Source organism: Streptomyces sp. NPDC001903 (assembly GCF_042891345.1).
Taxonomy (GTDB): Bacteria; Actinomycetota; Actinomycetes; order Streptomycetales; family Streptomycetaceae; genus Streptomyces.
Genome location: NZ_JBIASZ010000010.1, coordinates 229,488 through 241,886, shown reverse-complemented (window position 1 = coordinate 241,886; position 12,399 = coordinate 229,488). Strand labels below are relative to the sequence as shown.

Genomic DNA, 12,399 nt, shown 5'->3' with positions numbered 1-12,399 from the left:
GTGGTCACGACCAGGTATGCCCCTATACGGGCAACTCACGCCAACTCACACTAAGGAGGCACTTACTGGACGCCCCCCTGCGGCGGTGCAAGGATGCGCGCACTCCCCCAGTCACGACTGGGGCGATACCGGCCACACCCCCAGCCCCGTCACGTAGCTGACACTGCCTGGAAGGAGCCTCTGCGATGCAGGGCGACCCCGAGGTCCTCGAGTTTCTGAACGAGCAGTTGACCGGCGAGCTCACGGCGATCAACCAGTACTGGCTCCACTACCGGATCCAGGACAACAAGGGTTGGACCAAGCTCGCGAAGTACACGCGTGAAGAGTCCATCGATGAGATGAAGCACGCGGACAAGATCACCGAGCGCATCCTCATGCTGGACGGGTTGCCGAACTACCAGCGGCTCTTCCACGTACGGGTCGGCCAGACCCTGACGGAGATGTTCCAGGCCGACCGGCAGGTCGAGGTCGAGGCCATCGACCGCCTCAAGCGCGGCATCGAGGTGATGCGCGGCAAGGGCGACGTGACCTCGGCGCGGCTCTTCGAGGAGATCCTGGCGGACGAGGAACACCACATCGACTACCTGGACACCCAGCTGGAGCTCATCGAGAGCATCGGCGAGCCGCTCTACATCGCGCAGCTGATCGAACAGCCGGAGAGCTGAGCCGCGGGCTCACGCCCCCATGGCTCGCGCGGGCCCTACGCGGCTTCCGCGAGCTCCGGATCGGCGGCGAGCACGGCGGCCGCGTTGCCCTTCTCCAGCAGCTCCCGGCGCGGGCAGGCCCCGCGGCCCAGGATGCCCTGGATGGTGCGCACACAGGATCCGCAGTCGGTGCCGGCCTTGGTGACCGAGGCGATCTGGCGGGGGGTGCAGGCCCCGGCGGCCGCGTGGTCCTTGACCTGCTTGTCGGTGATACCGAAGCAAGAGCAGACGTACACGCGGTTCACCTCCCTGACAGGAATGGTTTCTGCAGCCATCCCGTATTCGGTGAGGCTTACCTAACCGTACCCAAAGTGAGGCTTACCTAAAAGCCCTGGATACGACTGTGGGGCGCGGATCACATCGATCCGTGCCCCACAGTCGTAGGTACCTACGTATTGATCCGCTTACTGGTCGCGGTACATCTCGGCGACCAGGAAGGCCAGGTCCAGGGACTGGCTGCGGTTGAGCCGCGGGTCGCAGGCCGTCTCGTAGCGCTGGTGCAGGTCGTCGACGAAGATCTCGTCGCCGCCGCCCACGCACTCCGTGACGTCGTCACCGGTGAGCTCGACGTGGATGCCGCCCGGGTGGGTGCCGAGGGCCTTGTGGACCTCGAAGAAGCCCTTGACCTCGTCGAGCACGTCGTCGAAACGGCGCGTCTTGTGGCCGGAGGCCGCCTCGAAGGTGTTGCCGTGCATCGGGTCGGTGACCCAGGCGACCGTCGCGCCCGAGGCCGTGACCTTCTCGACGAGCTCGGGGAGCTTGTCGCGGACCTTGTCGGCGCCCATGCGGACGACGAAGGTCAGCCGGCCCGGCTCGCGCTCGGGGTCCAGGCGGTCGATGTACGTCAGCGCCTCGTCCACGGTGGTGGTCGGGCCGAGCTTGATGCCGATCGGGTTGGCGATCTGCGAGCAGAACTCGATGTGCGCGTGGTCGAGCTGGCGGGTGCGCTCGCCGATCCAGACCATGTGGCCGGAGGTGTCGTACAGCTTCCCGGTGCGGGAGTCCGTACGGGTCAGCGCGCCCTCGTAGTCGAGCAGCAGCGCCTCGTGGGAGGCGTAGAACTCGACGGCCTTGAACTCGGCCGGGTCGGTGCCGCACGCCTTCATGAAGTTCAGCGCGTTGTCGATCTCCCGCGCGAGCTGCTCGTAGCGCTGCCCGGAGGGGGAGGACTTCACGAAGTCCTGGTTCCAGGCGTGCACCTGGCGCAGGTCGGCGTAGCCACCGGTGGTGAAGGCGCGCACCAGGTTCAGCGTCGACGCGGACGCGTGGTACATGCGCTTCAACCGCTCGGGGTCCGGGATCCGGGCCTCTTCGGTGAAGGCGAAGCCGTTGACGGAGTCGCCGCGGTAGGTCGGCAGGGTGACGCCGTCGCGGGTCTCGGTGTCCTTGGAGCGCGGCTTGGAGTACTGGCCGGCGATGCGCCCGACCTTGACGACGGGCACGGAGGCCGCGTACGTCAGGACGGCACTCATCTGGAGCAGCGTCTTCAGCTTGGCGCGGATGTGGTCGGCGGACACGGCGTCGAAGGCCTCGGCACAGTCGCCGCCCTGGAGCAGGAACGCCTCGCCCTTGGCGACGGCTCCCAGACGGGCGCGCAGCTGGTCGCACTCACCCGCGAAAACGAGCGGAGGATACGACTCGAGGTCCGCGACGACAGCGCGCAGTGCCTCGGCATCGGGGTACGAAGGCTGCTGCGCCGCGGGAAGGTCTCGCCAGGTCGCCTTGGCGGCGGGGGCTTGGGTTTCAGCGTTCACGGTCACCTCGTACACATTACGGCGTCTTGCGCCACGTCCAGCCCGGTGCCCACTCCGTGAGACGGGTGTCTCTGCGGACGCGTGGGGCTCGCAGGCGGACTCGCGGGTGGGCTATCGTCGGCGGCATGTACGCGCACTCGAACCAGAACTGGTGGTGGCCCGCTCCCGGCGGCCCACTTCTCGCGCGTACCCACTGACACGCACGACGCGAAGGCCGCCCGAGGGGCGGCCTTCGGTGTTTTCCGGGCCCGGCCGCTCCTCCTTCACCCCGCTTCACGGAGAAGGACGCCAGCCCATGGAACCCAGCAGCACGCCCGACCCGCTCAGCCGCCTGCTCGACGAGTCCTGCCCGCCTTTCGCCCTGCTGCGCCGCCGCACGCCCGGCCGCGACCACGACACCGTCGAGGTGCTGATCGGCCCGGTCCACGAGGCCGGCCGCCTCGCCGAGCTGCCCGTACGATCGCTTCCCACCCTCGCGCTCGTCCCGTTCCGGCAGATCCGCGAGCGCGGGTTCGACGTACGCGACGACGGCACGCCGCTGGCCGTGCTGGCCGCCGAGGAGGCGTACGAGATCCCGCTCGCGCGGGCGCTGGCCGCGCTGCCGGAGCATCCGGTGCGGGTCGAGGGCGGCGGCTTCGACGTGCCCGACGAGGAGTACGCGGCCACCGTCGAGCGCGTGATCAGGGAGGAGATCGGCCGCGGCGAGGGGGCGAACTTCGTCATCCGGCGCACGTACGAGGGCCGGATCGAGGGCTTCGGGCGGGCCGACGCGCTCGCGCTGTTCCGGCGGCTGCTGGTGGGCGAGCGGGGCGCGTACTGGACGTACGTCGTCCACACCGGGGACCGCACGCTGGTGGGGGCCAGCCCGGAGGTGCACGTGCGGATGTCCGGAGGCACGGTGGTGATGAACCCGATCAGCGGGACGTACCGCTACCCGGCCGGGGGTCCGACGGCCGAATCGCTCCTCGCCTTCCTCGGCGACCGCAAGGAGACCGAGGAGCTGTCCATGGTCGTGGACGAGGAGCTCAAGATGATGTGCACGGTCGGGGACAGGGGCGGGGTCGTCGTCGGGCCGCGGCTGAAGGAGATGGCGCACCTCGCGCACACCGAGTACGAGCTGCGCGGCCGGTCCTCGCTGGACGTGCGGGAGGTGCTGCGCGAGACGATGTTCGCGGCGACGGTGACGGGGTCGCCGGTGCAGAACGCCTGCCGGGTGATCGAGCGGTACGAGGCGGGCGGGCGCGGCTACTACGCGGGGGCCCTGGCCCTGCTCGGCGTGGACGCCTCGGGGTCCCAGACGCTGGACTCGCCGATCCTGATCCGGACCGCGGACATCGCGGCGGACGGCACGCTGCGGGTGCCGGTGGGGGCGACGCTGGTGCGGCACTCGGATCCGGCGGGCGAGGTCGCGGAGACGCACGCGAAGGCGGCCGGGGTACTGGCGGCGCTCGGGGTCCGCCCGGCGGCGCCGCGGGCGTCCTTCGAGGGGGCCGGGCTGGGCGAGGACCCCCGGGTGCGGGCGGCCCTGGCGGCGCGGCGGCAGGACCTGGCCCCGTTCTGGCTCCGGATGCAGGACCGGCCGGCGGCCCGGGCCGGCCACGCCCTGGTGGTGGACGGCGAGGACACCTTCACGGCGATGCTGGCGCACGTGCTGCGGGTGGCGGGGCTGGAGGTGACCGTACGCCGCTACGACGATCCCGGGCTGCGGGCGGCGGCCCTGTCGTGGGCGGGCCCGGTCGTGCTGGGACCGGGGCCGGGGAACCCGGCGGACGCGGCCGACCCGAAGATGCGGATGCTGCGCGCGCTGGCCGGCGAACTGCTCGCGGGGCACCGGCACGGCCTGCTCGGCGTCTGCCTGGGCCACGAGCTGCTGGCGGCCGAACTGGGCCTGCCCCTGATCCGCAAGGCGGAGCCGGCGCAGGGGGCGCAGACGCGGATCGACTTCTTCGGGAGCCGGGAGGTGGTGGGCTTCTACAACACGTACACGGCGCACTGCTCCGACGCCGTGGCCGCCCGCCTGTCGGGGGAGGGGGTGGAGGTCTCCCGCGACCCGGCCACCGGGGAGGTCCACGCCCTGCGGGCCCCCGCCTTCGCGGGGGTCCAGTTCCACCCGGAGTCCGTCCTGACCCTGAACGGCCCGGCCCTGCTCCGCGACCTCCTGCTCGGCATGGCACCGGCCGCGGTCCAGGGGGCCCGGCCGTAACGACCCCGCCGCACGGCGTGGCGGCTCCGCGCGGCGGGGTCGTTACGCCGGGGTCGTTACGCCGGGGTCGGCCTGCCGGGCTTGGCGCGGCGGGCCGTGATGCTCCGGACCAGCTGCCAGGTCAGGATCGGGCCCAGCACCACCAGGCCGGCGAGGAGCGCCGGGAGGTTCCCGAAGGCCAGCGCCAGCGTGACCGGGACGCCCACCGCCGGGTCCGCGAAGGCCAGCCACGGGTCCACCCGCTCCCCCGGCCGGGAGCGGAGCGCGGGCCGCAGGGCCCGTACGGCGTACACGAACTGTGCGGCGGCGGCCAGCAAGAGCCAGCGGGCCGCGGAAGGTATGTCCACAGGGACGAATCTAGGCCCTGTGACCGTGCCGCGCGCATGGCCCCGGTCTGAACTCCGGGCGAACTCGCGTCACTCGGGGACCAGCGTGTTCTCCGACCGGCGCCCCGCCAGGTAGTCCGCCACGTTGCGGACCGTCGCGTCGATGATCTGCCCCACCGCATCGTGCGTGTAGTACGCCTGGTGCGAGGTCACCACGACGTTCGGGAAGGTGATCAGCCGCGCCAGGGTGTCGTCCTCGACCGCCTCCAGGGACTTGTCCAGGAAGAAGAGCCCGGCCTCCGCCTCGTACACGTCCAGCCCCACCCCCTCGAACCGCCCCGCCCGCAGCTCCGACACCAGCGCCTCGGAGTCGATCAGCCCGCCCCGGCTGGAGTTCACCAGGATCGCGTCGTCCTTCATCATGCGCAGCGCCGCCGCGTCGATGATGTGGTGCGTCGACTCCAGCAGCGGCACGTGCAGGCTGACCAGGTCCGCCGACGTGAACAGCTCCTCCTTGTCCACGTACTTCATCCCCAGCTCCACGCAGGCCGGGTTCTGCGCGACGTCCCAGCCCAGCAGGTTCATGCCGAACCCGTGCGCGATCCGCGTGAACGCCTCGCCGATCTTCCCGGTCCCGAGCACCCCCACCGTGCGGCCGCGCATGTCGCGGCCCATCAGCCCGTTCAGTCGGAAGTCGAAGTCCCGCGTCCGGTTCGAGGCCCGGACGATCCGCCGGTTCACGGCCATGGCCAGGGTCCACGCGAACTCGGCCACGGAGTGGGGGAGTAGTACGACACCCGGCTCACCGTCATGCCGAGCTGCCGGGCGACGTCCAGGTCGATGTTGTTGAAGCCCGTCGACCGCTGGGCGATCATCTTCGTCCCGCCCCCGGCCAGGGTCCGCAGCACCCGCCCGCTCAGGTCCGCGTTCACGCTCGACGAGACGACCTCGTACCCGGCCGCGATGGGGGCGGTGTCCTCGGTGAGGAAGACGTCCAGGCAGCGCACCTCGTGCTGCCCGGCGGCCGCGAACGCCTTCTCGATCAGCGGCCTCTCGTCGCCCTGCACCCCGAATGCCAGGATTTCCACGTTCGCTCCCGTGCTGTGCAAAACCAAACGGACCATGGTCGTTTCGGCACCTTACGTCCGACAACGGCCATGGTCCGCCCACCCACTCCGGCTCAGCCGAAGAACACCCCGACCTCCTGGTACAGCGCGGGGTCCACCGTCTTCAGCTTCGCCGTCGCGTCGGCGATCGGGACCCGCACGATGTCCGTGCCCTTCAGCGCGACCATCTTCCCGAAGTCGCCCTCGTGCACGGCGTCGATGGCGTGCAGCCCGAAGCGCGTCGCCAGCCACCGGTCGAACGCGCTCGGCGTGCCGCCGCGCTGGATGTGCCCGAGCACCGTGGTCCGGGCCTCCTTGCCGGTGCGCGCCTCGATCTCCTTGGCCAGCCACTCCCCCACGCCCGACAGCCGGACGTGCCCGAACGAGTCGGTGGTGGCGTCCTTCAGCACCATCTCCCCGTCCTTGGGCATCGCACCCTCGGCGACCACCACGATCGGCGCGTAGCTCGCCTTGAACCGGGAGGTCACCCACGCGCACACCTGGTCCAGGTCGAAGCGCTGCTCGGGGATGAGGATGACGTTGGCGCCGCCCGCCAGCCCCGAGTGCAGGGCGATCCAGCCGGCGTGCCGGCCCATCACCTCGACGACCAGCACCCGCATGTGCGACTCGGCCGTGGTGTGCAGCCGGTCGATGGCCTCCGTGGCGATGCCCACCGCCGTGTCGAAGCCGAAGGTGTAGTCCGTGGCCGACAGGTCGTTGTCGATGGTCTTCGGGACGCCGACGCAGGGGATGCCGTACTCCCCGTACAGCTTGGCGGCCACGCCCAGGGTGTCCTCGCCACCGATCGCGACGAGGGCCTCGACCTCGTACTTGGCGAGGTTCTCCTTGATCCGCCGGACCCCGTCGTCCTGCTTGAAGGGGTTGGTCCGCGAGGAGCCGAGGATGGTGCCGCCGCGCGGCAGGATGCCGCGGACGGCGGGGATGCCGAGCGGGACGGTGTCGCCCTCGATCGCGCCGCGCCAGCCGTCCTTGAACCCGACGAACTCGCACGCGTACTCCTGGACGCCCTTGCGGACGACGGCCCGGATGACCGCGTTGAGACCGGGGCAGTCGCCGCCGCCCGTCAGCACTCCGACCTTCATGGAATCTCCCTTCGCCACAGGGCCCACCGAGCCCGCATGACGGTCACGCTAGTGGTGACTCAGGTCACAGCAAGGGCCCGGGAAGGGTCAATTCCGGTGGAATGACGGGGCGTTGCGTCCCTCCGTTCACTCGTACGAGGACATGCGTACGACGTACGAGACGGTGAACGTCCCCGTCACGCGTCGTCGAGGCCGCGCTCTATCGCGTACCGGACGAGCTCCACCCGGTTGTGCAGCTGGAGCTTGCCGAGCGTGTTCTGCACGTGGTTCTGCACCGTGCGGTGCGAGATGACGAGGCGCTCCGCGATCTGCTTGTACGAGAGCCCCTTGGCCACGAGGCGCAGCACCTCGGTCTCCCGGTCGGTCAGCTGGGGGACCTTCGGCTCGTCGGGGGCGGCGGGCACCGGGTCGGTGGCCAGGCGCCGGTACTCGCCGAGCACCAGCCCGGCCAGGCCCGGGGTGAACACCGGGTCGCCCGCGGCGGTGCGGCGGACGGCGTCGATCAGCTCCTGGGCGCCGGCGGACTTCAGCAGGTAGCCGGTGGCGCCGGACTTCACCGCCTCCAGGACGTCGGCGTGCTCCCCGCTCGCGGACAGGACCAGGACGCGCAGGGCGGGATCGGCCCCGACGAGCTCCTTGCAGACCTGCACCCCGGGCATGCCCGGCAGGTTGAGGTCCAGGACCAGGACGTGCGGGGCCGCGGGCACGGCCCGGCGGACGGCCTCGGGGCCGTCCCCGGCCGTCGCGACCACGTCGAAGCCCGCGGCGGCGAGGTCGCGGGCGACGGCGTCCCGCCACATCGGGTGGTCGTCGACGACCATCACCTTGATCTCGTGCGGCTGTGGCTGCGGATCGGCGCTCTGGCTCACTGGGTTCTCCCCCTCGGTACTTTCAATTCCACTTCGGTGCCCTGTCCGGGGACGGACACCAGCTCGGCGCTGCCGCCGAGGTCGCGCAGCCGGCCGCGGATGGACAGGGCCACGCCCATCCGGCCCTCGCCCTCGGCCTGGTCGAGGCGGCCGGCCGGGATGCCCGGGCCGTCGTCCCGGACGGTCACGATCACCTCGTCGCCCCAGTCCTCGACCAGGATCCAGGCCCGGGCCCCCTCCCCGGCGTGCTTGCGCACGTTGTCGAGGGCGGCCCCGACGGCCGCGGCCAGTTCCTTCGCCGCGGGCACCGGCAGCGGCACCGGCGTCCCCGGCTCGGCGAAGCTGACCCGGGATCCGGCGTGCGGGGCGAGCAGGCTGCGCAGGTCCAGCTCGCCCTCGTCGGCGCCGGGCTCCTCCACCTCGTAGGTGTCCACCAGCGCGCCGAGCGACTCGTCCCGGGAGATCCGGGAGGTGGGCACCAGCCCGCTGGAGACCAGGGTGCGCAGCGCGACCTCCTGCTCCCCGGCCATCCTTCCCAGCTCGGCGGCCTCGCCGCCCAGCTCGGTGCCGCGCCGCTGGACCATGGCGAGGACCTGGAGGACCCCGTCGTGGATGTCGCGGGCGAGCCGCTCGCGCTCGCGGGTGGCGGCCTCGATCTCCAGGGCGCGGGCCAGCGTGGCCTCGCTGGCCCGGGCGACCTCGACGACGTACCCGATGGCGATGGAGGCGACCCAGACCAGCAGTACGTTGTGCAGGGTGTCGCGGGTGGGCTCGCCGCCGTGGACGACGATGTTGGCCGCGGCCACGAAGGTCGAGGCGAAGCCGGCCCAGCGCCAGCCGCCCTTGATGGCGAAGGCGAGGACGGAGCCCGCCGTCCAGATGGAGGGGAGGGTGGGGCCGCCCCCGGCGATCCGCTCGTGGGTGTCCGCGATCGGGGTGAGCAGGATGCCGGCGAGCGCGACGGTGAGGTCGGCGCCCAGGAACCGCTTGGTGCAGCTGGCGGCGTTCGCCACCCGGCGGTGGGTCGCCAGGGTCCAGACGGCGAGTACGGCGAGGTAGCCGGCCGCGACCCGGGGCCGGTCGAACTCCCGGTACGCGGAGGCGAACAGCAGGCCCGCGTAGACCATGGTGAGCAGTCGGTAGGCGGTCAGCGCCCGCCACAGCGGCTGCTCGACCGACATGCGCACGACGCGCTCGCGTTTCGCCATCTCCCCCACCCACCCCGTGCGGGCGATGCCGCCCGTGCTCTACTCCGCGGCGTTCTTGTCGTTCTTGTCGTGCTTGTCGGCTGCGGCCCTGGCGGCCTTCTCGGCCTTCTCCGCGTCGGCGATCTGGCGCTTGGCGGCCGTCGCGTAGATGTCCACGTACTCCTGGCCGGACAGCTTCATGATCTCGTACATGACCTCGTCGGTCACCGAGCGCAGGATGAAGCGGTCGCCGTCCATGCCGTGGTAGCGGCTGAAGTCCAGCGGCTTGCCGATCCGGATCCCGGGGCGCATCAGCTTGGGGACGACCTTGCCGGGGGGCTGGATCTTCTCCGTGTCGATCATCGCCACGGGGATCACCGGCGCCCCGGTGGCCAGGGCCACGCGGGCCAGACCGCCCGGCTTGCCGCGGTAGAGGCGGCCGTCGGGTGAACGGGTCCCCTCGGGGTAGATACCGAACAGCTCCCCGCGCTCGATGACCTCGATGCCGCTCTTGATCGCGGCCTCGCCGGCTCCGCGCGCACCGGAGCGGTCCACCGGGAGCTGGCCGACGCCCTTGAAGAAGGCGGCGGTCAGCTTGCCCTTGACGCCCGGGGAGGTGAAGTACTCCGCCTTCGCGATGAAGGTGACCTTCCGGTCCAGCACGGCCGGCAGGAAGAAGGAGTCCGAGAAGGACAGGTGGTTGCTCGCGAGGATCGCCGGCCCCTCGGCGGGAATGTTCTCGAGGCCCTCCACCCAAGGCCTGAAGGCGAGCTTCAGGGAACCCCCGATGGAGAACTTCATTGCGCCGTAGATCAACTCGAAAGCCTTCCTGTGTCTGTCGAACAGACCATATCCCCTGGCTCGGGGCGGAGGGGGCGACGACCCTGGTCGGTGTCACCCCCGTCGCGTACGGTGAAGTCACACAGCGCTACGCACCCCCCACCCGTCGAAGGAGACCCTGGTGCCCGTCCTCCCTGGAGCCGAGCCGTTCCGCCACGAGGGCGGAGAGGTCGGTGTCCTCCTCTGCCACGGCTTCACCAGTACCACTCAGTCCATGCGCCCGTGGGCGGAGTACCTGGCCGGGCAGGGTCTGACGGTCTCCGTGCCGCTGCTGCCCGGGCACGGGACGCGGTGGCAGGACATGCAGCTCACCGGCTGGCAGGACTGGTACGCCGAGGTGGACCGGGCGCTGCGGGAGCTGCTGGAGCGGTGCACGAAGGTGTTCGTCTTCGGGCTGTCGATGGGCGGGGCCCTGACCCTGCGGCTGGCGGCCCGGCACGGGGACGCCGTGAGCGGCATCGTCCTGGTCAACCCGGTGAACAAGATCAACGACCCGATGGCCTTCGCCCTCCCGGTCGCGCAGCACTTCCTGCGGTCCACCCCGGGCATCGCGAGCGACATCGCCAAGCCGGGCGTCGCCGAGGTCGGCTACACCCGGGTCCCGACCCGGGCGGCGGCCTCGCTGCGGCAGTTCCTGCGGCTGGTCGACTCCGAGCTGCCGCAGGTCACGCAGCCGGTGCTGCTGCTGCACAGCGTGCAGGACCACGTGGTGAACCCGGCCGACTCGGCGCGGATCCTCTCGCGGATCTCCTCGACGGACGTCACCGAGACCCTGCTGGAACAGAGCTACCACGTCGCGACGTTGGACCATGACGCGGAGCGGATCTTCGCGGACAGTTTTGCGTTCGTCGGGCGGCTCGCGGAGAGCGTCGGCAGGGAGGGGGCGGCCAGCGGTGGCTGAGCACGAGGAGTCCCCGGGGGGCGTCCCCCCACTGGACGAGGAGGCGGCCTGGGCGGCGATCGTCGCCGGGTACGGGCAGGAGCCGCCGGACCCGCCGGGGTCGAGGCCGTTCCGGCCCATCGAGAACCTGATGCTGCCGGAGGAGGACGTGGAGCCGGAGCCCCCGGCGGCCGAGCCGTCCGCGGAGTCGCCGCAGGCTCCTCCCGAGCCCCCGCCGGCGCCGAAGGCGCTGGGGAGCTCGGTGGTCTTCGCGCCGGGAGTGGGTGTCGGCGGTACGGGGCCCGGGACCGGCCCCCGGGACCACACGCCGGCGGAGCCGGACGAGAAGGACGAGGGCCACTTCGTCCCCCCGGAGCCGGAGCTGCCGCCCGCGGACACCACGGCGAAGTTCGCATGGCTCGCGGTGGTGGGCGGGCCGGTCCTGCTGCTGGTGGCGGTGCTGTTGCAGTGGGACATGACGTGGTGGCTCACGACGCTGGGGATCGGCGGGTTCCTGGGCGGGTTCGCGACGCTCGTGGCCCGGATGTCGCACGACGATGACGAGGACGACGATCCGGGGCGCGGAGCCGTGGTCTGACCTTCCCGACCCGGAGCCGCCTTCCCCGACGCGCCGCTCGCACGGCTCGGCCCCGGCGGTCGGCTACGGCGGGGCCGGGAGGCTCAGGGCGGCCAGGACCGGGAGGTGGTCCGTGGCCGCGGTGAGGTCGGCGGGGGTCAGTCCCGGCAGGTCCGCCGGGACGCCGCAGCCCAGTACCTTCACGCCCTTCGTGGCGAAGACCGCGTCGATCCGCCGCTCCGGGGCCCGGGAGGGGAAGGTCTGCTCCCCGCCCCAGGGCGCGACGGCCCTGCAGTCCTGGAGCGCACCGGCGAGCCGCGTGAACGAGGGCCCGGCAGGGCCCTCGTTGACGTCTGCGGCCGCGATCCCGTGCGGAGCGCCCATCGCGGTGAGGCGGTCCAGCAAGAGGTCGGCCTGGGCCCGGCGTTCCGCCCCGTCCAGCGACAGGTGCGCGCTCACCACCGCCACCCGCGCCGCCCCGAAGCGGACCACTGCCGTGGCGAAGCCCCGCCGGTGCAGACCGGGCGTACGGGGCAGCAGGACGTCTTCCGTCCGTTCCACGAAGGCCCGCAGGGAGCAGAGCAGGAGCGGGCCCGCGGCCGTGGCACCGCCGCTCAGCACCACCAGGTCCGTCTTCGCGGCCAGCCGCGCCGCGTGCTTGCGCCAGCGGAAGAACCGCGGAGCCTCCTGGATGAAGACGAGGTCGGGGGCGCAGGCGCGGATCACCCGGGCCAGCGCCTCCTCGTCGTCCCGCATCGAGCGGACGTTGTAGCTGAGGGCTCGGATCACCGCGGAACCGTCGGGTTCCGTCACAGAGTTCGGCAGCATGGACGGCAACATAGCCAGACTG

Annotated in this window: 12 protein-coding genes and 1 pseudogene; 4 read left to right on the top strand and 9 right to left on the bottom strand. The window is 71.6% G+C overall.

Going from position 1 to position 12,399, the window contains the following annotated elements:
* The first annotated feature begins 185 nt into the window (after positions 1-185).
* On the top strand, positions 186-665 hold the full coding sequence (gene bfr, locus ACFYZS_RS23245) for a bacterioferritin (RefSeq protein ID WP_389015688.1): 480 nt from the start codon (positions 186-188) through the stop codon (positions 663-665).
* Positions 666-700: 35 nt separating this feature from the next.
* Here the strand turns inward: bfr and ACFYZS_RS23240 are convergent, their stop codons facing one another.
* Both ACFYZS_RS23240 and ACFYZS_RS23235 read right to left on the bottom strand, forming a co-directional pair.
* Entirely contained in the window at positions 701-940 is a 240-nt protein-coding gene (locus ACFYZS_RS23240) for a bacterioferritin-associated ferredoxin (RefSeq protein ID WP_030863597.1), read from the bottom strand.
* Positions 941-1,108: 168 nt separating this feature from the next.
* Positions 1,109-2,473, bottom strand: a complete 1,365-nt coding sequence (locus tag ACFYZS_RS23235; protein WP_389015685.1) for a class II 3-deoxy-7-phosphoheptulonate synthase — start codon at positions 2,471-2,473, stop codon at positions 1,109-1,111.
* Between the two features lie 280 nt (positions 2,474-2,753).
* Here ACFYZS_RS23235 and ACFYZS_RS23230 point away from each other — a divergent pair, with 280 nt between their 5' ends.
* Positions 2,754-4,661: an anthranilate synthase family protein gene (locus tag ACFYZS_RS23230; RefSeq protein ID WP_389015682.1), complete on the top strand. Its 1,908-nt coding sequence runs from the start codon at positions 2,754-2,756 to the stop codon at positions 4,659-4,661.
* 56 nt (positions 4,662-4,717) lie between these two features.
* Here the strand turns inward: ACFYZS_RS23230 and ACFYZS_RS23225 are convergent, their stop codons facing one another.
* The 6 genes and pseudogenes from ACFYZS_RS23225 to ACFYZS_RS23200 form a co-directional block, all read right to left on the bottom strand.
* Positions 4,718-5,008, bottom strand: a complete 291-nt coding sequence (locus ACFYZS_RS23225) for a hypothetical protein (RefSeq protein WP_389015679.1) — start codon at positions 5,006-5,008, stop codon at positions 4,718-4,720.
* 69 nt (positions 5,009-5,077) lie between these two features.
* Positions 5,078-6,075 (bottom strand): annotated as a pseudogene (locus ACFYZS_RS23220) (2-hydroxyacid dehydrogenase).
* A gap of 92 nt (positions 6,076-6,167) precedes the next feature.
* Complete coding sequence (locus ACFYZS_RS23215; protein ID WP_389015676.1) at positions 6,168-7,196, bottom strand: 6-phosphofructokinase; 1,029 nt, start codon at positions 7,194-7,196, stop codon at positions 6,168-6,170.
* Positions 7,197-7,372: 176 nt separating this feature from the next.
* Entirely contained in the window at positions 7,373-8,017 is a 645-nt protein-coding gene (locus ACFYZS_RS23210; protein ID WP_389015875.1) for a response regulator, read from the bottom strand.
* Between the two features lie 44 nt (positions 8,018-8,061).
* Positions 8,062-9,273, bottom strand: coding sequence for a MacS family sensor histidine kinase (gene macS / locus ACFYZS_RS23205; protein ID WP_389015673.1), 1,212 nt, complete (start codon positions 9,271-9,273; stop codon positions 8,062-8,064).
* Positions 9,274-9,312: 39 nt separating this feature from the next.
* Positions 9,313-10,053 carry a lysophospholipid acyltransferase family protein gene (locus ACFYZS_RS23200; protein WP_389015872.1) on the bottom strand — a complete coding sequence of 247 codons (741 nt, stop codon included), beginning with the start codon at positions 10,051-10,053 and terminating at the stop codon, positions 9,313-9,315.
* A 160-nt stretch (positions 10,054-10,213) separates the two neighbouring features.
* Here ACFYZS_RS23200 and ACFYZS_RS23195 point away from each other — a divergent pair, with 160 nt between their 5' ends.
* Together ACFYZS_RS23195 and ACFYZS_RS23190 are read left to right on the top strand one after the other, a co-directional pair.
* Complete coding sequence (locus tag ACFYZS_RS23195) at positions 10,214-10,993, top strand: alpha/beta hydrolase (protein ID WP_389015670.1); 780 nt, start codon at positions 10,214-10,216, stop codon at positions 10,991-10,993.
* On the top strand, positions 10,986-11,570 hold the full coding sequence (locus ACFYZS_RS23190; protein ID WP_389015667.1) for a hypothetical protein: 585 nt from the start codon (positions 10,986-10,988) through the stop codon (positions 11,568-11,570). The genes ACFYZS_RS23195 and ACFYZS_RS23190 overlap by 8 nt, the downstream gene beginning before the upstream one ends.
* A gap of 63 nt (positions 11,571-11,633) precedes the next feature.
* Here ACFYZS_RS23190 and ACFYZS_RS23185 read toward each other — a convergent pair whose 3' ends face one another.
* The gene (locus tag ACFYZS_RS23185) at positions 11,634-12,389 is read right to left on the bottom strand and encodes an endonuclease/exonuclease/phosphatase family protein (protein WP_389015665.1); all 756 of its coding nucleotides are present in this window, start codon (positions 12,387-12,389) and stop codon (positions 11,634-11,636) included.
* Between the last annotated feature and the right edge of the window lie 10 nt (positions 12,390-12,399).